Here is a 20847-nt window from a genome sequence, read left to right as displayed (position 1 = left end):
TTTGTTTAGTTAAAAAAATTAAGTCCGATTGCTGTCAGTACAGCCATAGTAAACGTCAGGATACCCACTTGTTTCAAATACTGATCAAGTTCTTTAGGCTCCTTTACAGACATTATTTTCCTTCTCAGTTTAGCAAACGGGATTAACAGGATCATTACAATGAATACATAGTAATTTTGCGACTGTATGAAACCGTTTATCCCTAAAAAGATAAGGATTAAAATCAGAGGAAGCTGCAAAAGGATCATCTCATAAATCATTGCATTCCTGAAACCTAATCTTAAAGCAAAGCTGTTCTTCCCAGATAATCGATCCGTTTCAATATCCCTCATATTATTAAGATTTAAAACAGCCATACTCATCATTCCAACTGCCGTTCCCGGCAATAAGATATCCCAGCTGAATGTTTTTGTGAACAGAAAATAACTTCCACAAACAGAAACCAAACCAAAAAAGATAAATACAAAAACGTCTCCCAATCCCATGTACCCGTAAGGTTTCTTACCTACAGTATAGCCGATTGCCGCTAAAATACTTGCAACTCCCAGACCTATAAAAATGTAAAACTCATTCATATAATCGGGAATGAATGCAACGTACAGCAAAACAACAGTTGCTATAAAGGACAAGGTTGAAAATAAGATCACTGCATTTTTCATTTGCTTTGCTGTAATCTTTCCTGAAGCTACTGCTCGACTTTCGGCCTCACTGATTCTTTTTGCATCTGTCCCTTTTATGCCGTCACCATAATCATTGGCATAGTTTGATAAGATCTGATACAGAAGGGTTACCAGCAGGGCTAAAGCAAAAATCTTCCAATCCCAGGTCCCTCCTTCACCGTATAATTTCCATTTTGCAATGAAACTACCCATAATAATTCCGCTCAAAGAAAGCGGTAAAGTTCTTAGCCTTGCGGCTTTTATCCAATCTTTCATAGTTATAATTGATAAGCAATAATTGATAAATGATGCCGTGATCATTTATCAATTATCATTTATATTTTTATGATATCCATTGATTTTCCCCGAAGTCAGGTTTTCTTTTTTCCAGGAATGCATTTCTGCCTTCCTGAGCTTCTTCAGTCATATAAGCCAAACGGGTAGCTTCTCCTGCAAAAACCTGTTGTCCCACCATTCCATCGTCAGTTAAGTTCATTGCGAATTTCAGCATTCTGATGGAAGTCGGAGATTTGGCTAAAATTTCCTGTGCCCACTCATAAGCTGTATCTTCTAATTCTTCATGTGGAATAACGGCATTCACCATTCCCATCTCCAAAGCTTCCTGGGCAGAATAGTTTCTTCCTAAAAAGAAAATTTCACGGGCCTTTTTCTGACCTACCATTTTTGCAAGATATGCAGAACCATAACCACCATCAAAGCTTGTAACGTCAGCATCCGTTTGTTTGAAAATAGCATGTTCCTTACTTGCTAGCGTAAGATCACAAACCACATGAAGCGAATGTCCTCCACCTACTGCCCAACCCGGAACAACGGCAATTACTACCTTAGGCATAAAACGGATTAAACGCTGAACTTCTAAGATATTCAAACGATGTCTTCCATCTTCACCTACATACCCTTGATGTCCTCTTGCTTTTTGGTCTCCTCCACTACAGAAAGCCCATCCTCCGTCTTTAGGACTTGGTCCTTCTCCTGAAAGCAAAACAACACCTATTGAAGAGTCTTCATAAGCGTCATAAAAAGCATCATATAATTCTGAAGTTGTCTTAGGTCTGAAAGCATTACGAACCTCCGGTCTGTTGAAAGCAATTCGAGCTACACCATTGCATTTTTTATAGGTAATATCTTCGTATTCTTTAGCGGTTTTCCACTCAATCATCTTGTAAAAATTTTTCTCAAAGATACGGAATTGCAAAGAATTTTAACGTTCCAAAAACAAGGATTATCATGTAAAAAAACATAGAAACTGAGGAAGCTCATTTTCGGATTAAAAAACAAAAACCGAAACAATTTTGTTTCGGTTTTCTATATCAATTCTTTTAAAGAATATTATTTAGCTTTTCCCTGAAGTTCAGCTTCTTTAGCTTTCATTTCAGCCATCTTAGCCTGATTCTTAGTAATGCTGTAAATCTCCTTCAGCATAGTAACCGCATTTACATCATTAGGAAGAGCCTTATACCAGCTTTCTGCATAAGGTAAAGCTTTGTTAAATCTTTCTTTTCTGGCTTCAATAAGCTTCGTTGCATCATCCGGCTTAGTTTTTCTAAGCGTGTTGATTTCATTTACCGCTTTATCATCTTCTCCGATTATTGTATACACTAAGTTTTGATAAGCATTGGCAAAATCAGGCTTCAACTCAATTGCTTTTTTGAAAGAAGTTTCAGCATCTGCACCGGTAGCAGGATTTTTAGATTGCATAACTCCTAAATTATACCAGTTGGTAGCATCATTAGGATTTTTCGCTAACTGCTCTTTTAAAGTAGCCACAAATTTATCTGTATTTCCTGACTGATAATAAGCCGTACTTTGGAAGTCTTTCAGCTTAGCATTATTAGGAAATTTAGCTAATCCTTTTTCAATGATAGCTACAGCCTCATCATTCTTCTTGGCATTTAAAAGCAATGTAGATAAAGTCTCATATAAATCAGGCTCTACACTTGGAGTTTGCTCTGTTTTGAAGTCTGAATAATCTGAAGATTTTTTCAGCATCTCCCAAGTTCCTTTATCATAAGTAGCAACCTGACCTGTTTTTTTATCTTTTGCCGTATAGTTGGTCTGAACTCCTGTATATCCTGAATTGATCAATTCAGTATAGATCTTAATGGCTTCATCAACGTTGTTAGCCAAAGCATAGTTAAGTCCTGCATAATACATATACACTTTATCATCTTGGCCATTCGTTTTTAACAGGTTATAAACCTCTAAAAACTTAGGAGCCGCAACAGCATAGTTTTTCGCATTATATGCATCCATAGCTGCTTTGTTAGCATCTTGTAGCTGAGCATTTACATCCTTCTTCTGTCCGAAAACAAAAGCTGAAGAAATAATCGCTATACTTAAAATTAGCTTTTTCATAATCAGAATTTATTTTATTTACATTTATTCTTCGGAATCTGAATCTCCGATTTCATCGGCAGACTCTTCATTTTCCGAATTATTTTCTAATTGTGGTGTTACATTTGCATCTGCATCGGTGCTTTGTGTAGATTCTGCTTCTTCTTCTCCTTCCTCTAACTCTTCTTCTACATCCTTATCCATCTCCACTTTTGCAATCGCCGCAATTTCATCATTTTTCTTAAGGTTGATCATTCTAACCCCTTGTGTATTTCTACCCATAACCCTCATTTCATCCATATTCATACGGATAGCAACACCGGATTTATTGATGATCATCAATCCATCTTCATCCGTTACATTCTGGATGGCAATAAGATTTCCTGTTTTTTCGGTAATGTTTAGCGTAATAACTCCTTTTCCTCCTCTGTTGGTAATTCTGTAATCTTCTACAGCAGTTCTTTTACCGTAACCCTTTTCAGAAACCACTAAAACGGTTTCATTCTCTACATCGTTCACAACAATCATACCAATTACCTCGTCATTATCTTCCATGGTAATACCACGAACCCCGATAGATCCTCTACCTACCTCTCTTACTTTTTCTTCCGGGAAGCGGATACATTTACCATTTTTAGTAGCAATCATGATCTGAGAAGTTCCGTTCGTAAGCCATGCTCCTAACAATTGGTCATTGTCTCTGATTTCAATAGCATTAATACCATTAACTCTTGGTCTTGAATAAGCTTCAAGAGATGTCTTCTTGATCGTACCGTTCTTAGTGATCATAACCACACTCATCTGATTGATGTATTCAGCATCTTTCAGATCATTGGTTCTGATATATGCTTTGATCTTATCATCCGGTTCGATATTGATAAGGTTTTGTACAGCTCTTCCTTTTGCCGTTTTAGAACCTTCAGGGATTTCAAATACCCTTAACCAATAACATCTTCCTTTTTCTGTAAAGAACAACATATACTGGTGATTGGTCGCAGAAACAATATATTCAAGGAAATCTTCATCTCTTGTTGTTGCCGCTCTGTTTCCTACACCACCCCTGCTCTGGATCTTATATTCTGACAGGGAAGTCCTCTTGATATATCCTGCGTGAGAAATAGTAAGAACTACCGCTTCATTAGGAATAATGTCTTCAATTGACATTTCACCTCCTGAATAATCGATTTCAGTTCTTCTTTCATCACCATATTTTTCTTTTACTTCAAGTAATTCCTCTTTAATGATTTCAAACCTTCTGCTTTCGTTAGCAAGGATATCTTCTAAATTCAGAATTTCTTTCATGATCGCGTCATACTCATCACGGATCTTATCCAGTTCCATTCCCGTTAAACGAGCCAAACGCAGATCAAGAATTGCCTGGGCCTGGATTTCAGAAAGATCAAATTCCTGAATCAATCCTTCCTTAGCAGCTTGTGGGTTTACACTGTGACGGATGATAGAAATTGCCTTATCCAGAGAGTCCTGCGTACCGATCACCTTCATGAATCCTTCAAGGATATGTGCTCTTTCTTTGGCTTTCTTAAGCTCAAACTGAGTTCTTCTTATAACAACATCATGTCTGTGCTCTACAAAGTGATGGATAATATCCTTTAAATTTAATTGTTCCGGTCTTCCGTGTACCAAAGCAATATTGTTGACACTGAAAGATGTCTGAAGTGAAGTATATTTATATAATAAATTCAATACAACATTCGGAATCGCATCATTTTTCAGCTCATATACAATACGAAGTCCGTTTCTGTCGGACTCATCTCTTATCTCATAAATCCCTGGAATTTTCTCATCTTTAACCAGCTCAGCTGTCCTGGCAATCATTTCAGCTTTGTTTACCTGATATGGAATTTCAGTTACGATAATAGCATTTCTGTTTCCTATCTCTTCGAAATTAACTTTTGCTCTAAGAACTACCCTTCCTCTTCCTGTATGGAATGCATCTCTTACTCCATCGTATCCATAAATAATTCCTCCTGTTGGAAAATCCGGAGCAACGATGTGCTGCATCAGCTCATCTATGGTAATTTCTTTATTATCGATGTAAGCAACAATAGCATTAACAGACTCAGACAGGTTATGCGGAGCCATATTGGTTGCCATACCTACGGCAATACCGGAAGTTCCGTTAACTAAAAGATTAGGAATTTTAGTAGGCATTACAGTAGGTTCCTGTAAGCTGTCATCAAAGTTATTCTGAAAATCAACTGTTTCTTTGTCAAGATCAGCAAGAACGTCGTCAGAGATTTTTTTCAATCTTGCCTCAGTATAACGCATTGCTGCAGGTGGATCTCCATCCATTGAACCGAAGTTCCCCTGACCATCAACCTGTGGATAACGTAAACTCCAGGATTGCGCCATTCTTACCATTGCATCGTATACAGAAGAGTCTCCGTGAGGGTGATATTTACCTAAAACATCCCCAACAATTCTCGCAGATTTTAAGTATTTTCTATTAGAAAAAACCCCTAATCCATACATACCATAAAGCACTCTTCTATGAACGGGTTTTAAGCCATCTCTTACGTCAGGTAACGCCCTTGAAACGATAACCGACATCGAATAATCGATATAAGATGACTTCATTTCATCAACAATGTTGATAGGAATTAGTCTTTCTCCTTCTTTTTGCATAAACAAATTTTATTATAATGACAGTCAGACTTTTAGCTGTGAGTCTGAAAATTATTTATTTTGGTTTTTTAATAACGGGCTAATTTACGAAATTTTTACCGATTTTTGTGGTAGAATTTATCCACAAAATCTTAAAAATTCTTAAAATATGAGCCTATTAAGTATAACTTTCCATTGCACAAAAAATAATCTTGAAGAGTGGGAAAATTATATGGATGAGACATTGGTTTTAATGACTGAAAATCTTATGGATGTAAACAAATATATTCTTTCTGAGATCGAAAGTGATTATATCGACGAAGGGAAGAATTATAATCTCTTGCTGATCTTTGATAATGATGAGCTTCGGACAGATTTTATCGAGAGTGAGCTCTTAAACATTAGAGAAAGAGTTGAAAAACAGTTCGGGCAAGAGGTCATGATATTCAATACTTTCTTGAACCCTAAAAAAACAAGAATGTAATCATAAAAAAGCTCTGAGATTTCAGAGCTTTTTTGTTGTATTAAAAATTAATTATAAATCTCTTTCATTACCTCGAATGATGCGGAGGCCCATGTGGTCTTGGCGGTGGAGGTGGATGATGCAGACAAGAAGTCAGCAGGAAAACCAACGCCAGTATGCCGATAGTTTTAGTCAGGGTTTTCATATTTTTTCTTTTTATGATTACCATAACAACAACAATCTGAATGCCAGATGTTTATTTTATACATAATAAATTCTAAAACACCTTATAAAATTAAAAACCCTGCTTTTACAGGGTTTTAATTTTTCAAGAGATCTTAATCTCTGTGATGTTTTTTATGTTTCTTGTGTCCTCGTCCTCTATCATCATCATATTCGTAATAGTACACTCTTTTTTTAACCTGACCCGGTGCATAGTATCTTGCACTCCCGCCATACACTTTCTTAGCTTGGCCCGGAGGTAATCCTCTCCTTCCATGGTGGTATTCCTGCACTGTACAGCTACTTAGCATTAAAGTCAAAGAAACCACACCTAGCATTTTTATCAAACCGTTCATATTTTCATTGTTTCGAATTTCGAAATGTATATAAACAAGGTTGATGCCAAAAGCAAAAAGAAGTTAGAGGTTAGAGGTTAGAGGTTAGAGGTTAGAGGTTAGAGGACAAAGTTAAAGTTTAGGAATGCGTTGCCGTTTTTTAAAGCGGACACTGCCTAATCAAACCCAACTGTCTCACTTCTTTTTTCAAGCATGACAAGATCTTTCCACTCTCCATTGAGCTTTCCCACTTTTTTACGAACTCCCACTGTTCTGAATCCATTCTTCTGATGAAATTTTATAGAAGCTTCATTTTCCGGAAATATATTAGACTGTAAAGTCCAGAATCCATGATATTCACTATCCAGAATCATCTTTTTAAGCAGCACAGATCCCAGCCCTTTTCCCTGGTACTGATTATCAAAATAAATACTCACCTCAGCAACACCTTTAAAACATTCTCTTTTACTCACAGGCTTCAAAGCCGCCCATCCTACTACTTCATTATTTTCATTCTCCAATATCCACCTGCAATCATTGAAAAATTCCGTATTCCAAACTTCTCTGTTAGGAGCCTCTGTCTCAAAAGTGGCAATCCCACCATCAATTCCCTGTTGAAATATTTCTAATACACGTACTTCGTCACTGGGAAGCATTTCTCTGATCTCGTAGTTCATTTTATTACTGATATTTTCTTTTATTTTTTCTTTTTATCCTCGAATAATGAGTCTGCTTTGTCTGGTTATCTTCCGAAACAACACTGATATTCCCATCCACTTCCAGAATCGATAACCTTACATCTTCTATTCTTTCTACTCCATGCTCCCTGATCGCTTCCTCCAGCTCATCTTTGGTAATTTTTACTGTATTTAAAGCTTTTTCATCGATCTTACCATCCTTTACCAGGATTACAGGATTTTCTTCCATAAACGTTTCAAAAGAACGGTTAGAAAACATTAATCTTTTTAGTATAAAATTGGCGGCAAAAAGAACAAGTGCAGCAATGAGACCACCCTGCAAGGAAGTATCCTGACCCACCATTGCATTTTGCACTGCATTGGAGATTAATAATAACAAGACTACGTCTCCCGCGTTAAGCTGAGATAGCTGATTTTTGCCGAACAGACGGATCGCTACGACCATAAACAGGTATACGCAAAGCGAACGGACTACAACATCTAGGATAGGATTCACCAATTATATTTATATCTATCAAATGTATAAATTTTTATAATTCTGATGAGTATTTTTTAATAGAGTCCTATCAAATTCAATTATGAAAAATTATAAAAGATTGGCATAAAGTTTGAGCATCTGTTAGCATCAAACACAATATTATGAAACGACTGCTTTTTTTCCTCTCTCTACTGCTACTTTTTAACAGCTGTGTAACAAGCAAAAGCAGCAATGAAAAGGAAATAACAGCTAAAATCGACCAACTCTATAAATACACTTCACCGTCCAATTCTACTTCTTCAAAGGAACTTTTTTCTCCTGATCTAAAAAATATACTTGATCAAGCAAACAGGATAGCTGATGCGGATGCCCAAAGAATAAAAAACAGCAACTATCCCACTGATAAACCTGCAGCAGTAGAAAGCTTTATTTTCACAGGAGTACCTGATGCTACAAATCAAAAAATAAAAAGCATAAATGTAACCGGAAATACAGCAGAAGCCATTGTGGAAATGGAAATCAGTGAATATAAAGCAGACGATAAAATATATCCTACTCTGGTTTGGGAAAATACAATTCAACTGATCAATGATAAGGGCTGGAAAATTGACAATATCATTTTTACTCAAAGGTCTACCCTCAAAGAGCAACTCAAGGCTTTTATTATCGAAACAAAAAAGGCCCTGTGCTATAAGAAATAAAAAAGCTGCTTCGTCAAGCAGCTTTTTTTTATTTTAAGGACACTGAGCGATTGGAACTTCGCTACATACTGTCTTATTCAATCTTTCACAGTATACGCAGTATTTTTTAGGTTCTCCGCCATACACTGATTTTAATTCTTCCTTGTTAAGTTTCTTTAAATTTCTCATACTTTTTAATTTTAATGTTTGGTAAATTTAAAACGAAGAACAAATTAATTTATTACAGTTTTTTGCAGAAAATTTTCACTATTTACACTTAAAAATTATCAAAACTTCTTTTATGAAAAGATTTATTACCTGTTATCAATCTCAACTGTTACAGGCATTACATAGGTATAAGCAATAATGTTGTTATTAAAATCTTTACGATTTATTTTCAGATTCGTTAAAACATTTTCAATCTCTTTACTTACATTCTTGCAATCACCTGTTGAGTGTACATTCACAATTTTTCCATTTTCTGTAATATCAAATTTCACTTCTGAATTCACAACACCTTGTTTATATTCATAATTAGTAAAGTCGAAATTATTGATAAGCTCTTTTCGTATTTTATTGAACGTATCATTTTTGCTCAGCTGAATTTCAGGAATGACATTACCATCTGTAGTCTGTGCTTTTAAAGTACTCAATGAAACAAATCCTATAATGCACAGGAATAGGGAACCTATTTGAATTTTATTTTTCATAACTATTTGATTTTAAATATTGTAATATTCCATTTATAATTGCTACTCTAAGTTATTAAAAATAATTCATATTTAGTTCATATTTAATTAACATTCAGTTAATATTAAAACATAAAACACTAAATAACAGACATTTAAATAGATTAACAATGTGAAAATTTAATATTGGAGTTGAGAAAACCACCTTTTTATACCCTATTTTATCGAAATCTTTCCTATCCAATTGGCTTTGATAATCAAGAATCTTTTAGATTTAGGAATAAAAAAGAGGATAGTACACTATCCTCTCTTTATAAAATGAATTCCGTAATTAAAATATCTATTCCAATGAAGTATAAATATTGGATACCTATAGTTCTTTTTTCAGAAATTTACCGGTCAAACTTTTCTTAGACTTCACGATTTCTTCCGGAGTTCCCTGGGCAACAATCTGTCCGCCATGCTTTCCTCCTTCAGGTCCCACATCAATAATATGGTCGGCCAATTTGATTACATCCATATTGTGTTCAATAATAATGAATGAATTTCCGAGTTCTACCAATTGATTGATCGCATCCATCAAAATTTTAACATCTTCAAAGTGCAGACCCGTGGTAGGCTCATCAAGAATATAGAGTGTATTTCCGGTTTGCCTTTTGGCAAGCTCAGTAGCCAGTTTAATACGCTGGGCTTCTCCTCCTGATAGTGTAGTTGATTGCTGTCCCATTGTAATATACCCTAAACCTACATCCTGTAAGGTTTTAACTTTACTGTAGATCTTAGGAATAGGTTGGAAAAACTCTACTGCTTCGTCAATTGTCATATCCAGTACATCAGAAATTGATTTACCTTTATACCGGACTTCAAGGGTTTCCCTGTTGAATCTTTTCCCATTACATGTTTCACAGTGTACATACACATCCGGAAGGAAGTTCATTTCAATTACTTTCAATCCACCTCCCTGACATGTTTCACATCTTCCACCTTTTACATTGAAAGAAAATCTTCCCGGCTTGTAACCGCGAATCTTACTTTCCGGCAGCTCTGCAAAAAGATTTCTGATATCAGTAAACATTCCTGTGTAGGTTGCTGGATTAGATCTAGGAGTCCTTCCAATCGGAGCTTGATCTACATCTACTATTTTATCAATATTCTCAAGCCCTTCTATTTTTTTGTATGGCAAAGGTTCCTGAACCGCTCTGTAAAAATGCTTGTTCAATATAGGATATAATGTTCCGTTAATCAGAGAAGACTTACCACTTCCCGAAATTCCTGTTACCACCACAAGCTTTCCTAAAGGAATATTGAGATTTACATTTTTAAGGTTGTTTCCTGTAGCTCCTTTTAAAACGATGCTCTTACCATTTCCAGATCTTCTTTCGGCTGGTATTTCGATTTTTCTTTTCCCATTAATGTAATCCGCTGTGATAGTGTCTGCTTTCAAAAGATCTTTAGGTTTTCCCTGCCATAGAATTTCACCTCCAAACTTCCCGGCCCTAGGACCAATATCCAGAACCTCATCCGCTTCAAGGATCATATCTTTATCGTGCTCTACCACTAAAACAGAGTTTCCGATATCTCTCAGGTTCTTCAATGAATTGATCAGCCTCTCATTATCCCTTTGGTGAAGTCCGATACTGGGTTCATCCAGGATATAAAGAACATTAACCAATTGAGAACCGATCTGTGTAGCCAGACGGATCCTTTGGGATTCTCCCCCTGAAAGCGTTTTTGAGCTTCTGCTTAAGCTTAAATAGTCTAATCCCACATCCAGCAAAAACTGAAGCCTGGTTTCGATTTCTTTTAAGATTTCGTAAGCAATAATTTTATTTTTTTCTGAGAATTTATCTTTAACATCATGGAGCCAATCTTTCAGATCAGCCAAACTCAATCCATTAACCTCAGCAATATTTTTACCATCAATTTTAAAGCTCAGACTTGATGGCTGCAGGCGGGTTCCGTTACATTCAGGACATGTTTCCTCAGTAGTAAAATGTCTTTCCAATAAAACCCCTTCATAAGATTCTTTTTCATCAATAATTTCTTCCATAAAAGGAATCAATCCATCAAAATTAATCTTTATCTTTTTAGTGATCCCTGCATATTTAAGGTCTTTGTTAAATTCTTTATGACATCCATAATATATATATTCCAAAGCTTCTTCAGGAATATCCTTCATGGGAGTTGTAAGACCTAAACCAAATATCTCCAGGATATTTTTAATCTGTGCTAAAATCCATTTATTCGATTTAATATCTTCTAAAGGCAACAGACCTCCCTGATTAATGGATAATTTAGGATTTTCCACAAAATAATCCGTATTAATCTTTTTAATAGTACCAAGACCTTTACAGTCCGGGCAGCTTCCTTTCGGTGAGTTGAAGGAGAATGTGTTGGGTTCCGGCAATGCTAATGAATGTCCTGTTTCTGCATCCATTAAGTTTTTTGAAAAGTACTCAATTTCCGTACTTCCTAATTTTTGAATTCCGATAATTCCCTCTCCCATCTCCATAGCAGTTCTGAGTGACTTCTCCATTCTGCTTTCAGATGCATTTTCTCCAATGATCCAACGGTCAATAACGATATCAATATCGTGTGTCTTATAACGATCAAGCTTTAGATCATATTCAATATCCTGTAGTTCACCATCAATTCTTGCCTGCCCATACCCTTTTTTCGCCATCTGTACGAAAAGCTCATGATAATGCCCTTTTCTTGAACGGACTACAGGGGCCATAAGCATGATCTTTTCCCCTTTATAGTTTTCTTTAATGGTTTCAAGAATCTGGTCTTCCGTATAGCTAACCAATTTTTTTCCTGTAGAAAGGGAATAAGCGTCAGAAACCCTTGCATATAACAGACGAAGGAAATCATACAATTCCGTAACCGTTCCTACCGTAGATCGTGGGTTTTTATTTGTTGTTTTCTGCTCGATAGCAATTACGGGAGATAATCCTTCTATCTTATCGACATCAGGACGTTCCAATCCTCCCAAAAATTGTCGTGCATAAGCAGAAAATGTTTCTATATAACGACGCTGGCCTTCTGCAAAAATGGTATCAAAAGCCAATGAAGATTTTCCACTACCGGAAAGCCCCGTAATAACCACTAATTCATTGCGTGGAATTTTGACATTGATATTTTTAAGGTTGTGCTCGCGTGCGCCGTAAATTTCTATATATTCTGTTGATTTACTCATAATTTGGCGTGACTTTACCTGAAAATCACAATGTGCAAAATTACGGAATTTTATGGAATTTTTTATGTTAAAAAGTGTTAGATTAATTAACTCTAAAAGTCCTGTTTTTGTTTTTTAAAGTTTAAATTTACATTGCTTTAACCCTAACTAATCAATGCAAAGACTACGCGACCATATTGAAGAGATAATGTCCCTTACTGATGAAGAATTCGAATATATCAAAACATTTTTTACACTCAGGAAAGTCCGTAAGAATCAATTCCTGCTTCACGAAAGTGATGAAGTAAAATTTGAGTTCCTGGCTTTAGATGGGATTTATAAAGTTTTTTACATCGTGAAAATGGAAAAGAACATATTGTACAGTTTGCCAAAAAGAACTGGTGGATGACCGATTACATCGGTTTTTTTAAGCAAAACAATGCAACTATGTTTGTGGAATGCCTGAAAGAGGGTGAAGTGTTATGCCTGACCCTTGAAGGAAGAGAGAAACTGGCGGCTGAATTTCATAAAATGGAACATTTCTTCAGAGTAAAACTTACCAATGGATATATTGCTTTACAGCAAAGGATTACATTACTATTATCCAGTACACCTCAACAGCGATATGAAGAATTCTCAAGATTATACCCGGATCTTATCCTCCAGATCCCGAAAAAATATGTTGCGGAATATCTGGGCGTAAGCAGGGAGACTCTAAGCAGATTGTATACCAATGATAACAAGTACTGAGTGTGATCGAAATCACACTTTTTTTGTGACTCCGATCCTTCTTTTAGCATGCCTTATCACCATAAATTTGCTATATCAATCGGAAGAATTCCGACGAAGCAAAATAATAAATAATTCAAGTCATGAAACCAAAAGTATTAATCATTGTATCCAACGCCAGCTCAATCGGGCCGGAAAATAGAAGAACAGGAACTTTCCTTCCGGAAGTAGCACATCCGTATGCAGAATTTTTTAAAGCCGGTTATCAGATTGATTTTGCCAGTCTGACAGGAGAGACACCATTTTTAGATGCCTTAAATTTAGCTGATGATCCTGATAATTTAAAATTCCTTACAGGTATCGGATGGTCAGATATGCAAAAAGCAGCTTCGTTATCCGGTTTTAATAGTAATGAATATGATGCTGTGTTCATACCCGGTGGTTTAGCACCAATGGTAGACATGCCGGAAGCACCTCTTCTCAAGAAATTTATAGCTGAGATATATGAAAAAAATGGTATTGTAGGAGCCGTATGTCATGGTCCTGTATCTCTTCTCAACGTACAATTAAGCGATGGAAGCTATTTGGTAGCCGGAAAAAATATTACATCCTTTACCACAGAAGAAGAAGACAACTATGCGAGAAAAGATGTTCCCTTTGACCTTCAATCTGCTTTAACGGAACAAGGCGCTATTTTCCACGCAGCACAACCATGGTCAGCCAACAGCATTGCTGATGGGAATCTGATTACAGGACAAAACCCCGCCTCCGCAAAAGGAGTGGGTGAAAAAATAGTTGCTGCTTTAGAAGATAAATAATCTAATTAAATCTAAAAAAATGAGCCAGAAAGAAGTTTATGTATATGCGAGATGGCAGGTAAAAGAGGGAGAATTACTTACCGTATTGAATATGATGAAAGAAGTTGCTGAACAAAGCTCCCGGGAAGATGGAAATCTATTTTATAAACTCCATCAGAGTCAATCGGATAAGAATACATTGATTTTATTTGAGGGATACAAAAATTCGGAGGCTGTAGAGATACATCGTAATTCTGAATATTTTAAGAAGTTGGTGTTGGAACAAATTGTTCCTTTACTGGAAAACAGAGAAGTGATCCTTATGGATAAAATTGTATGATGCATCTATAAAATTAAAATTCCAGAAATTATGTTTTCCGGAATTTTTTATTTTAGTTTTCAAAAAAGTCAACATCTTCGTTACTGATACTGACAATATATTCTATACCATCTATTGCTTTAGAAATGATCTGGTTCCGAAGCATGTTGGACATATTCTCCCAATACGCTCTTCCGTAAAAAGAATAATTCTGAGGGATAATTTCAATCTCAACTGTTCGTACAAAACCTTCCTTAGGCTTATTACTGATCATAGTTCCCCTTCTCACCCTTACCTCTTTCAGTTCATCTTTAAGAACCATTCTGCAATAATTTTTCACATCTTCCAATGATATTATCTTATCACGGGTTGTAAGTGCATATTTATAGGCCTGAATGCTGTCTGTTCCTTTTTGTTCTTCAGCTCCTCCGATTGTTTCCGTAAGAAGCACTAAAGACTGTGATTTCAGCTGATTGGATAATTCGGTTCCCGGACGCATATGATTGGCCAGAGTACAATGAGTAATCCAAAAGGATGCATATGTATGATCAGTCTTTTCAACAGGTTCCATAATAACATAATTCAGTTCCTGCTTGATACTTCTTTTAGCATTATTAACCTTTTGTACCATTGATTTCATTTTATCAGACATCTCGCTCAACATTCCTTTTACATTATCCCTGTTTAAAAGTGAAAATGCTGCAATCTCGTCTCTTGTGAGTTCCAGAACATTGGCAATCATATCGACTGCATTTCTGTTGGTAAAGCGTTCCATTCCTCCTTTTCTTACCGTATAAAGTCCTTTTTTAAGGTCGTCGGTCGGAGTAAAAGGAATTTCCGTATATCTCCTTCCCTCTCCATCCTGTACCTCATCAACATATAAGAAATGTTCTCCCTCATCTGTTACCAAAGGAATGTTATTTCCCATGATATCAAGGCTGTATTCCGTTTTTTTCCATCCTCTGTTATAAATAGGAAAAGCATTGAAAACAAATGAGAAATTATCCAGAATTTCTGAAGAAAACTGTGGCGGAAATTCAAAAGTCAGCCATAGATATTGTTTTCCATCAATATATTTTTCTATCTCTTCTCTTCCTTCAAGGAAATTCAGATTCTGTGGGAGTTTACCGGATTCAGAAAATAAGCTGTTTGATAGGCCTGTTATTTCAATGAATTTGTGATGGTAGATGCTTTTAATATCTTCAATTGTTTTTGTCCTGATCGATTGTTCACGGAACATTTGTTCATATCCTTCTGCCTGCGCATTTTTAAGATATGATAAGCCTTCCCTCACAAATAATGGATTGCCATCACTTGTAACCGTAAGATAAGGCAATAGCTTATAAACAAAGTCCAGATGTTCAAAGGCAGGATTGGAACAAAATATACTTAAATATTTAGGAAAGTTCTCACTAACGTACTTAGAGACATCCACTCCAATGGTTACCTTACGGTAATCTTCCGGTTTTCCCTGAAATCTTGAAATAGGTATTTTATTCAGTCGGTCATCGATACTATAGCATGTATTCCCTACAAACATAATAGAAGTTTGAATTCTATTGATTCTTACATTACCGATTGGCGTAAAAGGAATGTTAACCTGTTTATCCGATTCTGATTTAACCGTAGAGGTCATCTGCTTTCTAAAGAAAAACTCCGTATGCTCAAGCAATACTTCTGAAGATTCTGAAGGTTGAGTAAAGGCAATAGCATGCGACGGAATTGGATGTGTATAAATAGAAGGAGTCAGTAATTTTGCCAGTTTCTCTAAAATACGGGCATTTACCGTCTGTATTTCATTATTTGCTTTAAAAATTTCAGTACTGAAGGCATCTATCAGTAATTTCACAAACGGGTCCAAAGATTGTGGACTTTTCAGTCCCCATACTTTCGTTGCGTTTTGAAGCATTCTTGCCTTTACAGATTCTTTGGAATATATATTTTGATCTAGATTCATAAATTTCAATTACAATAAGCATTAATCAATAGACATAGGGCTCAGGAACAGTTCTGTAGAAAAGCTAAACCGCTCACCGGTTGCCTCCATTTTGGCATTAATGGCAATTCTTACTTTTTTCTTTATTTCCGTGTGCTCTTTGGTATCGTAGCTATGTTCTACAATTTGTATGTGGGCGTCAATCTGTGGCTGAACAATTCTTGGTTCATATTCCTGTATCTGTCTTTTTAGACTTTTAATGAATATATTCTCCCAAACAGCGCTTGTAACTCCATTATCGAATTCAAGGTTCCAAACATCATTTCCGTAATTTTCATCATATCTGTTTTCTCCTTTTTTAGTGGTTATCAGCAACATAATGTTATGGGCTATACTCTCTCCCATGTCGCAGGTATCAATACTTCCTCCTTCGGACATTAGTGTTGACGGAACAAAAGGCATTCTGTAATTTGGTGTGTCCATATATCAACTTTTTTGTTTTGACAGTATTATTTCATTCGCATAAAACAAAATACCAATTTAAACATTTTCAGGAAATAATAAGAAATAAAAATATCATTTAAAAAATTACGGCTTTCAAAAAATCTTGAAAGCCGTAAACTATTTTTTTACCTCCCGTTGCCAGGATGTTTTTTATTTAGCAAATAGATCGTACTACTGATCCCTTTTTTTGTTCCTGTTGATAAAATAATAGACAGGAAGCCCTAATATCACCATTATAAACCCCGGCCAGGTATATTGTTGCTTATAGATCAATAGTAAAATACAAAATCCGGTTCCTATTAATAAATAAATAAGAGGAGTAACAGGATATAACCAGGTTTTATAAGGTCTCTCAAGATTAGGCTGTTTAAATCTTAAATAAATTACACCAAAAACAGTAATCATATAGAATAAAACAATCACAAAAGAAATCATATCCAGTAAATTTCCATACTGTCCGCTCAGGCATAATAAAGAAGCCCAGATTCCCTGCATCCAAAGTGCATTTCCGGGAACTGCATTTTTATTGTTTTTTTCTGCCGACTGGAAAAACATACCGTCTTTCGCCATTGTCTGGAACACCCTGGCTCCTGCGAGGATCAGTCCGTTATTACATCCAAAAGTAGAAATCATGACCAGTAAAGCAATAATAATTGTTCCCCCACTTCCAAATATATGATGCGAAGCAGCTACCGCTACTCTGTCATTAGCCGCGAAAGCAACGGAATCCCGGTCCAAAGCATTCAGGTATACATAATTAACTGCTATATACAGAAGCATTACGGCAGAAGTACCATAGATCATTGCCTTAACCACATTTTTTTTAGGATTATCAATTTCGCCGGATACAAAAGTAACACTCTCCCAGGCTACGGAACTGAAAACGGAACCTACCATAGCTGCGGCAATACCTCCAAGTAAGGTCATTCCTCCAATAGGCTCCCATCCATGTTTAAGAAAATTTCCGCTAATATCTTTTTTCAGATTATTAAATGAGTCATAACCAAATCCAAAATTTTCAGAAAGATGGGAAACATCAACTAAAATAAATCCGGCTGCAATAAGACCTATTAATGCTATAATTTTAGAGCCTGTAAAGATATTCTGTAAAATCTTCCCGCTTTCTACTCCTCTTGTGTTGATGTATGTAAGAAGAAGAATAACGGCAATTGCTAATATCTGGATCCACGTTATCTTAAACTCGCCACTCTGGAAAATTGCCTCGGCATCATTAAGTGCTGGAATCAGGTAAGCAGTAAATTTACCGAAAGCCATTGCAACGGCAGCAATAGTACCCGTCTGAATAACCGTAAAAAGCCCCCAGCCATATAGAAACCCCATCCTTTTACCGAAAATCTCCTTAAGGTAAGTATATTGCCCTCCTGCTTTAGGAAACAATGCAGACAGTTCCCCATAGCTTATTGCTGCTGCCACTGTCATTATTCCTGTAATAACCCATACTACGATCAACCAGTATCCGGATCCCAGATTCCGCATCATATCAGCACTTACAATAAAGATTCCACTCCCAATCATAGAACCCATTACCAACATAATGGCATCCCAAAGTTTTAATTTTTTCTGCATAGATTATTTAGAATTTCCAAATATAAACAAATAAGTTTCTGATTTTGAATTTTATGCAAAAATTACAAATACACCTATTTTTTATCAAGTATATCTAACTTATTAATTCAATTTTTATTGTTATTTTTGAAAAAAATATTAAAAATGAAATTCAAATCCATATTACTTGCGGTTGCAATCAGTACTTCTGCTGTAGCATTCGCTCAGGAGACATCACAGAAAAAGTTTGCTCCGCCGGCGGGAAATGCTATCGTGGGAGATACTTATGGTGCAGGTGTTGACTCATCAGTAGAATCTAAGGCGATTACGGTTGAAAAACTTGGTAAAAAACTGAAAAAAGAAAATAAAAAACTTGAGAATGTAGCCATCAAAGGAAAAGTAACCGATGTATGTGAGAAAAAAGGATGCTGGCTAACTATTAAGACTGAAGATAATTCTCAGTTCTTTGTAAAAATGAAAGATTATGCATTCTTCGTTCCTACTGCTCTGAAGGGGAAAAACGTTGTTTTGGAAGGAAATGCCGAAAGAAAAGTAATCTCTGTAGATGAACAAAAGCATTATGCTGAAGATGCTAAAAAACCACAATCAGAGATTGACGCTATCACAAAACCAAAAGAGGAAGTGAGATTTGTAGCTAATGGAATCAAAGTTGTTAATTAATCCTGCAGACCTCATCTAATAAAACAAAAGCAGAACAAATGTTCTGCTTTTTATTTTTCATTTTTTAATCTTCAATACTAAAATCTACTTTTTCATCCAGCTTAGGATATTTGGTAGCGCACACAAATTTCTTTCCCGTACAATCTATTTCAAGCCATCCCTTTCTTTTCTTTACATCTCCCACCTCCATAACAAATGGAATAAAAGACAAATCATCTTTTCCTTCTTGTTTAATTTCTCTATACTGAACAGCGATATCTAAAATACAATGATGATCTGTATTCAGTTTTACATTTCTGTAGATAATATCGTAGTGGCTTTCCTTATTCTCCGGAATATCGAGGTAAGATTCCCAGCCTGTAATATCAGAATTAAGTTCACTGATTGCTTTTAAAGCATAGAATAATGCTATAGTATAATATTTTCTTGTTCCTGTCCTTGTGTAATCATCTACAAAGTGTCCCCCCTCAAATAGAATCGTAGGCATTCCTGCTTTAATAAAATTATCACCGGTTGATGTTGGATAAAACTCATCAGAATATCTTCCAATCTGATTAGGAATTAAATCTTTTAAATGATTGTATATCCTTCCAATCACTGCCATACATTTTTTTCTGTTGTCCGTAACGGTGCGCTCTTCATTTTCAGAGGGAGCCAAAAACGAAAGTGTGGCTGGATGGATTCCATCTGTTGTAAAAATAGTCCTTTGCTCATGTAAATTCAGAGCATAATCATATTGGTTTGCAGATACTATATTCTTAAGGAACTTAATCTCTTTACTGGCCTCATTATGAAAATCCCTGTTAAGGTCTATATCCGTTGCATTTAGCCTTGTCCATCTTTCAGAGCCATCAGGATTTAGCATAAAGATAAAGTCAAGTTTGATCTTGTTGAATAAATCTTCCTTCATTTCAGGATATTTATCAAGACTTACCAGCAAATCAAGCATAGCATGGGTAGCGTTTGATTCATTTCCATGCATTTGCGACCATGCCAGTATTTTAATAGGTCCACTGCCAATACTTAATTTATAAATGGGCTTCTCCAAATACGATCTTCCGATCTCTGTAATATATTCGCTGAGATTCGTCTGTAGGAAAAAAAATAATTTTTCAGGGGAAATATAGCGATTAGGGAAATTTGGATTTTGAAGATAGATCTGTTCAAAGTTCATTTCATAATAATTTACATGAGTCAAAATTAGCCATTTTTAAAGAGAAAATAAAATTAACATTTGTAACTTTATTAAACAATGTAAATTGCCATAATGTCTGTGGATAAAATTGTGGATTGCTAATAATTTAATATAATATTATTAAGTAATTTAAAATCAAATATTTACTACGATTATCTAAATGCTTATTTTAAATTTACTTGAAGTGATCAATTCCCTATTTATCCTCAATTGAGGGTAATGTGATTAAACACAGTAAGATGTGGAAAACATAAATTTCCTGCCTTGTATACAAATGTAAATTGTGGATTATTTTCTTATTTTTTTTGATTTCCGTCATTAAATAGGACAGATAAAAAGTCATTTTATCATATAGTAATGCATTGAGGAATTTTCAGATTAATCTTAATCAGTTTCTCATAAGAAATAGCCATTAATAGACACTTAGCGTTTAAATTTGAGTATAACTTCATATTATATATGGTTGAAATCAGGCATTTATCATTGGTCCTACTCCAGCGTCATTCAAAAAGACAATAAATAGTGATGAATAGAGCCTTATCAGAAGATTAATACTAATTTTTGAACAGCATCCTATTAACAGGAAATTTATTGACTTCTTATTTTAAGTATATATCACTAAAATCAGATATGAGGATAAATTGTTGAATAAAAATTACAGTAGAATTTTATGAGTAATATAATATGTTGTTTATCAACAATATACCTATTTACTTTTGTATATTATGAATGTGAATA

At 35.4% G+C, this 20847-nt stretch carries 21 protein-coding genes; 7 read left to right on the top strand and 14 right to left on the bottom strand.

Annotation, left to right across the window (positions count from 1 at the left end; translation table 11 throughout):
• Nucleotides 1-5 precede the first annotated feature (5 nt).
• The 4 genes from menA to gyrA form a co-directional block, all read right to left on the bottom strand.
• Complete coding sequence (gene menA / locus AAEU33_RS13830) at nt 6-935, bottom strand: 1,4-dihydroxy-2-naphthoate octaprenyltransferase (protein WP_345988103.1); 930 nt, start codon at nt 933-935, stop codon at nt 6-8.
• Between the two features lie 67 nt (nt 936-1002).
• Nucleotides 1003-1839: a 1,4-dihydroxy-2-naphthoyl-CoA synthase gene (locus tag AAEU33_RS13825; RefSeq protein WP_172278400.1), complete on the bottom strand. Its 837-nt coding sequence runs from the start codon at nt 1837-1839 to the stop codon at nt 1003-1005.
• Between the two features lie 170 nt (nt 1840-2009).
• Nucleotides 2010-3035: a tetratricopeptide repeat protein gene (locus AAEU33_RS13820; protein WP_345988101.1), complete on the bottom strand. Its 1026-nt coding sequence runs from the start codon at nt 3033-3035 to the stop codon at nt 2010-2012.
• Nucleotides 3036-3059: 24 nt separating this feature from the next.
• Entirely contained in the window at nt 3060-5660 is a 2601-nt protein-coding gene (gene gyrA / locus AAEU33_RS13815; RefSeq protein WP_345988100.1) for a DNA gyrase subunit A, read from the bottom strand.
• Between the two features lie 148 nt (nt 5661-5808).
• On the opposite strand from gyrA, the gene AAEU33_RS13810 reads away from it, so the two are divergent.
• A complete protein-coding gene (locus AAEU33_RS13810; protein ID WP_172278406.1) occupies nt 5809-6123 on the top strand; it encodes a DUF4286 family protein in 315 nt (104 codons plus the stop codon).
• Nucleotides 6124-6440: 317 nt separating this feature from the next.
• Here the strand turns inward: AAEU33_RS13810 and AAEU33_RS13805 are convergent, their stop codons facing one another.
• From AAEU33_RS13805 to AAEU33_RS13795, 3 genes are all read right to left on the bottom strand, one after another.
• Nucleotides 6441-6662: a hypothetical protein gene (locus AAEU33_RS13805; protein ID WP_228456976.1), complete on the bottom strand. Its 222-nt coding sequence runs from the start codon at nt 6660-6662 to the stop codon at nt 6441-6443.
• Nucleotides 6663-6835: 173 nt separating this feature from the next.
• Nucleotides 6836-7336: a GNAT family N-acetyltransferase gene (locus AAEU33_RS13800; protein ID WP_273648168.1), complete on the bottom strand. Its 501-nt coding sequence runs from the start codon at nt 7334-7336 to the stop codon at nt 6836-6838.
• A 4-nt stretch (nt 7337-7340) separates the two neighbouring features.
• Nucleotides 7341-7853, bottom strand: a complete 513-nt coding sequence (locus tag AAEU33_RS13795; protein ID WP_172278412.1) for a YetF domain-containing protein — start codon at nt 7851-7853, stop codon at nt 7341-7343.
• Between the two features lie 143 nt (nt 7854-7996).
• On the opposite strand from AAEU33_RS13795, the gene AAEU33_RS13790 reads away from it, so the two are divergent.
• Nucleotides 7997-8536 carry a hypothetical protein gene (locus AAEU33_RS13790; RefSeq protein ID WP_345988097.1) on the top strand — a complete coding sequence of 180 codons (540 nt, stop codon included), beginning with the start codon at nt 7997-7999 and terminating at the stop codon, nt 8534-8536.
• Between the two features lie 33 nt (nt 8537-8569).
• Here the strand turns inward: AAEU33_RS13790 and AAEU33_RS13785 are convergent, their stop codons facing one another.
• The 3 genes from AAEU33_RS13785 to uvrA all read right to left on the bottom strand — a co-directional run bounded on the left by AAEU33_RS13785 (nt 8570) and on the right by uvrA (nt 12403).
• Entirely contained in the window at nt 8570-8704 is a 135-nt protein-coding gene (locus AAEU33_RS13785; RefSeq protein ID WP_172278416.1) for a bacteriocin, read from the bottom strand.
• A 125-nt stretch (nt 8705-8829) separates the two neighbouring features.
• On the bottom strand, nt 8830-9225 hold the full coding sequence (locus AAEU33_RS13780) for a hypothetical protein (RefSeq protein WP_345988095.1): 396 nt from the start codon (nt 9223-9225) through the stop codon (nt 8830-8832).
• Between the two features lie 349 nt (nt 9226-9574).
• On the bottom strand, nt 9575-12403 hold the full coding sequence (gene uvrA, locus AAEU33_RS13775; RefSeq protein ID WP_172278420.1) for an excinuclease ABC subunit UvrA: 2829 nt from the start codon (nt 12401-12403) through the stop codon (nt 9575-9577).
• A gap of 154 nt (nt 12404-12557) precedes the next feature.
• Between uvrA and AAEU33_RS13770 the strand changes: the two genes are divergently transcribed.
• The 4 genes from AAEU33_RS13770 (at nt 12558) to AAEU33_RS13755 (ending at nt 14248) form a co-directional block, all read left to right on the top strand.
• Nucleotides 12558-12791: a hypothetical protein gene (locus AAEU33_RS13770; protein ID WP_345988094.1), complete on the top strand. Its 234-nt coding sequence runs from the start codon at nt 12558-12560 to the stop codon at nt 12789-12791.
• Complete coding sequence (locus AAEU33_RS13765) at nt 12788-13132, top strand: hypothetical protein (RefSeq protein ID WP_345988092.1); 345 nt, start codon at nt 12788-12790, stop codon at nt 13130-13132. Before AAEU33_RS13770 ends, AAEU33_RS13765 begins: the two co-directional genes overlap by 4 nt.
• 122 nt (nt 13133-13254) lie before the next feature.
• Complete coding sequence (locus tag AAEU33_RS13760; protein ID WP_345988090.1) at nt 13255-13929, top strand: type 1 glutamine amidotransferase domain-containing protein; 675 nt, start codon at nt 13255-13257, stop codon at nt 13927-13929.
• Between the two features lie 19 nt (nt 13930-13948).
• Nucleotides 13949-14248, top strand: a complete 300-nt coding sequence (locus AAEU33_RS13755; protein ID WP_345988089.1) for a putative quinol monooxygenase — start codon at nt 13949-13951, stop codon at nt 14246-14248.
• 52 nt (nt 14249-14300) lie between these two features.
• Here AAEU33_RS13755 and AAEU33_RS13750 read toward each other — a convergent pair whose 3' ends face one another.
• The 3 genes from AAEU33_RS13750 to AAEU33_RS13740 all read right to left on the bottom strand — a co-directional run bounded on the left by AAEU33_RS13750 (nt 14301) and on the right by AAEU33_RS13740 (nt 18254).
• On the bottom strand, nt 14301-16184 hold the full coding sequence (locus AAEU33_RS13750) for a type VI secretion system baseplate subunit TssF (RefSeq protein ID WP_345988088.1): 1884 nt from the start codon (nt 16182-16184) through the stop codon (nt 14301-14303).
• Between the two features lie 21 nt (nt 16185-16205).
• On the bottom strand, nt 16206-16646 hold the full coding sequence (locus AAEU33_RS13745; RefSeq protein WP_273648175.1) for a GPW/gp25 family protein: 441 nt from the start codon (nt 16644-16646) through the stop codon (nt 16206-16208).
• Nucleotides 16647-16838: 192 nt separating this feature from the next.
• Nucleotides 16839-18254, bottom strand: a complete 1416-nt coding sequence (locus AAEU33_RS13740) for an amino acid permease (RefSeq protein ID WP_345988086.1) — start codon at nt 18252-18254, stop codon at nt 16839-16841.
• A 144-nt stretch (nt 18255-18398) separates the two neighbouring features.
• Here AAEU33_RS13740 and AAEU33_RS13735 point away from each other — a divergent pair, with 144 nt between their 5' ends.
• Nucleotides 18399-18914, top strand: a complete 516-nt coding sequence (locus tag AAEU33_RS13735) for a DUF4920 domain-containing protein (RefSeq protein ID WP_345988084.1) — start codon at nt 18399-18401, stop codon at nt 18912-18914.
• Nucleotides 18915-18978: 64 nt separating this feature from the next.
• On the opposite strand, the gene AAEU33_RS13730 is transcribed toward AAEU33_RS13735, so the two are convergent.
• The gene (locus AAEU33_RS13730; protein WP_345988083.1) at nt 18979-20088 is read right to left on the bottom strand and encodes a M14 family zinc carboxypeptidase; all 1110 of its coding nucleotides are present in this window, start codon (nt 20086-20088) and stop codon (nt 18979-18981) included.
• Between the last annotated feature and the right edge of the window lie 759 nt (nt 20089-20847).

The organism is Chryseobacterium sp. Chry.R1, assembly GCF_039645525.1.
Classification (GTDB): domain Bacteria; phylum Bacteroidota; class Bacteroidia; order Flavobacteriales; family Weeksellaceae; genus Chryseobacterium; species Chryseobacterium proteolyticum.
The sequence above is the reverse complement of the archived record's forward strand: the minus strand, read 5'-3'. Positions and strand labels throughout refer to the sequence as shown.

Excerpts from the sequence above, each read along its gene's own strand:
- AAEU33_RS13765 (WP_345988092.1), top strand. The coding sequence starts at position 12,788 with ATGACCGATTACATCGGTTTTTTTAAGCAAAACAATGCAACTATGTTT.
- AAEU33_RS13780 (WP_345988095.1), bottom strand. The coding sequence starts at position 9,225 with ATGAAAAATAAAATTCAAATAGGTTCCCTATTCCTGTGCATTATAGGA.
- AAEU33_RS13825 (WP_172278400.1), bottom strand. The coding sequence starts at position 1,839 with ATGATTGAGTGGAAAACCGCTAAAGAATACGAAGATATTACCTATAAA.
- AAEU33_RS13810 (WP_172278406.1), top strand. The coding sequence starts at position 5,809 with ATGAGCCTATTAAGTATAACTTTCCATTGCACAAAAAATAATCTTGAA.
- AAEU33_RS13770 (WP_345988094.1), top strand. The coding sequence starts at position 12,558 with ATGCAAAGACTACGCGACCATATTGAAGAGATAATGTCCCTTACTGAT.
- AAEU33_RS13800 (WP_273648168.1), bottom strand. The coding sequence starts at position 7,336 with ATGAACTACGAGATCAGAGAAATGCTTCCCAGTGACGAAGTACGTGTA.
- uvrA (WP_172278420.1), bottom strand. The coding sequence starts at position 12,403 with ATGAGTAAATCAACAGAATATATAGAAATTTACGGCGCACGCGAGCAC.
- AAEU33_RS13790 (WP_345988097.1), top strand. The coding sequence starts at position 7,997 with ATGAAACGACTGCTTTTTTTCCTCTCTCTACTGCTACTTTTTAACAGC.
- gyrA (WP_345988100.1), bottom strand. The coding sequence starts at position 5,660 with ATGCAAAAAGAAGGAGAAAGACTAATTCCTATCAACATTGTTGATGAA.
- AAEU33_RS13750 (WP_345988088.1), bottom strand. The coding sequence starts at position 16,184 with ATGAATCTAGATCAAAATATATATTCCAAAGAATCTGTAAAGGCAAGA.
- AAEU33_RS13740 (WP_345988086.1), bottom strand. The coding sequence starts at position 18,254 with ATGCAGAAAAAATTAAAACTTTGGGATGCCATTATGTTGGTAATGGGT.
- AAEU33_RS13805 (WP_228456976.1), bottom strand. The coding sequence starts at position 6,662 with ATGCTAGGTGTGGTTTCTTTGACTTTAATGCTAAGTAGCTGTACAGTG.
- AAEU33_RS13785 (WP_172278416.1), bottom strand. The coding sequence starts at position 8,704 with ATGAGAAATTTAAAGAAACTTAACAAGGAAGAATTAAAATCAGTGTAT.
- AAEU33_RS13760 (WP_345988090.1), top strand. The coding sequence starts at position 13,255 with ATGAAACCAAAAGTATTAATCATTGTATCCAACGCCAGCTCAATCGGG.
- AAEU33_RS13820 (WP_345988101.1), bottom strand. The coding sequence starts at position 3,035 with ATGAAAAAGCTAATTTTAAGTATAGCGATTATTTCTTCAGCTTTTGTT.
- AAEU33_RS13755 (WP_345988089.1), top strand. The coding sequence starts at position 13,949 with ATGAGCCAGAAAGAAGTTTATGTATATGCGAGATGGCAGGTAAAAGAG.
- menA (WP_345988103.1), bottom strand. The coding sequence starts at position 935 with ATGAAAGATTGGATAAAAGCCGCAAGGCTAAGAACTTTACCGCTTTCT.
- AAEU33_RS13735 (WP_345988084.1), top strand. The coding sequence starts at position 18,399 with ATGAAATTCAAATCCATATTACTTGCGGTTGCAATCAGTACTTCTGCT.
- AAEU33_RS13745 (WP_273648175.1), bottom strand. The coding sequence starts at position 16,646 with ATGGACACACCAAATTACAGAATGCCTTTTGTTCCGTCAACACTAATG.
- AAEU33_RS13730 (WP_345988083.1), bottom strand. The coding sequence starts at position 20,088 with ATGAACTTTGAACAGATCTATCTTCAAAATCCAAATTTCCCTAATCGC.